The sequence below is a fragment of the Oleiphilus sp. HI0132 genome, from assembly GCF_001635845.1.
This window is the reverse complement of sequence record NZ_LWGJ01001596.1, coordinates 1-819: the sequence shown is the minus strand read 5'-3', so window position 1 is coordinate 819 and position 819 is coordinate 1. Positions and strand designations below refer to the sequence as shown.

1 pseudogene is annotated in these 819 nt (G+C 45.9%); it reads left to right on the top strand.

What is annotated here, in order from left to right:
• Positions 1-819, top strand: a pseudogene (locus tag A3766_RS24700) (2-oxoglutarate dehydrogenase E1 component); the annotation flags it as partial.

Below are 819 nucleotides of genomic sequence, written 5' to 3'. Positions count from 1 at the left end.
CGAGGTAATGGCTTATGCTAGTTTGCTAGCAGAAGGTCATGAAATTCGTATCTCAGGTCAAGATGTTGGTCGCGGTACCTTCTCTCATCGTCATGTTGTTTTACACAACCAGACAGATGGATCGACTTATGTGCCTTTGCAGAATATCAAAGAAGATCAGCCTAAGTGCGAGATTATCGACTCCTTGTTATCGGAAGAGGCGGTTCTTGCCTTTGAATATGGTTTTGCAACGACCAACCCTGGTGCACTCGTAGTTTGGGAAGCTCAGTTTGGTGACTTCGCAAACGGCGCACAAGTTGTTATTGACCAGTTTATTACCAGTGGTGAGTTAAAGTGGGGGCGCCTATGTGGCCTAACCATGCTACTACCTCACGGTTATGAAGGTCAGGGTCCTGAACACTCCTCCGCTCGCTTGGAACGCTACTTGCAGTTGTGTGCTGAGCATAATATCCAGGTTTGTGTGCCAACTACGCCAGCACAGGTGTTCCATATGCTTCGTCGTCAGGTTAAACGACCTTTGAGGAAGCCTCTGATCGCCATTACGCCGAAGAGTTTACTTCGTCACAAAGAAGCTACCTCAACGCTTGATGATTTGAGCTCAGGTACATTCCAGACAGTTATTGGCGATAGCTATGTTGATGATGTTCGCAATATAAAACGCGTCATTATGTGTAGCGGTAAGGTTTATTATGACCTGTTGAATTTCCAACAGCATAATGAAATTACTGATACTGCGGTGATTCGTATCGAGCAATTGTATCCGTTCCCTGGGGATGATCTTAAGGCCATCTTGGAACAGTACCCGAAAGCAAGTGATGT